Genomic DNA, 869 nt, shown 5'->3' on the forward strand with positions numbered 1-869 from the left:
TCTCGCCTGCATGCTGCATCTTACGCAGCTCGCTTGCACGTTTGATCAGGTTTTCTAGCTCTTGTTTGGTTAAATCAGATAAGGTCAAAAAATGGCGCAAACTCATAGCAGTCCTAGCAGTCGATCACAGTCAATGAAACGTTATCAGCCGTCAATGGCGACAGTCAGCTTTAAGCTGTAGTGACAACAAACTTTTAGTATAGCGTAATTACTTTCAATGTAAACGCCAAATTTCGATAACCGTTGGCAGTCAGGTAGTGGGCCTGTAGCAGTAGGTTAAGCAAGAATACAGCTGCCCTATGCCCGCTTAGGACGAGCACTCAATCTACATAGTAGCTCGTAGCCAATCGTGCCTGCATGACTGGCCACTTCATCAACATGTGGCATGGTACCCCATAACACAACTTTGCTATCAAGCGCGATATCTACAGGAGCTGCACTCAAATCAACCACAATCATATCCATAGCAACTCGTCCACGGATAGGACAGTGGTAGCTTATATTACTATTGGCATCGACAATACAAACATAAGCATCGTCGCTAATGACACGTGGATAGCCGTCTCCATAGCCGATACTGACGAGAGCCGTCCTGGTGTCTTGCTCTGCAGTCCAGCGGCTGCCATAGCCAATGGCCTCACCAGTATTGACTATATGCATCGCCATAATCCGAGCGCTAAACTCCATTGCAGGTCGTAGGTTTAAATCATCAGCTGATTGATCAATGACAGGAGAGCTACCGTACAGCATGATACCTGGACGTACCCAATCATGATGGTGTTCAGAGAAGTTTACTATGCCTGCTGAGTTACACAACGAGCCTTCGACATTTGGGGTTATATGCTGTTGCAGATACTTCAACATGTCAG

General features: G+C 46.4%; 1 protein-coding gene and 1 pseudogene. Both read right to left on the reverse strand.

Features of this window, described 5'->3' with window-relative positions:
- A pseudogene (locus ACS8FD_RS18395) lies at positions 1 to 106 on the reverse strand (ornithine carbamoyltransferase); the annotation flags it as partial.
- Positions 107 to 297: 191 nt separating this feature from the next.
- On the reverse strand, positions 298 to 869 hold a 572-nt coding region (locus ACS8FD_RS18400; RefSeq protein ID WP_439276910.1), incomplete at its 5' end, for an alanine racemase C-terminal domain-containing protein.

It is taken from the genome of Psychrobacter sp. 1U2, from assembly GCF_051847575.1.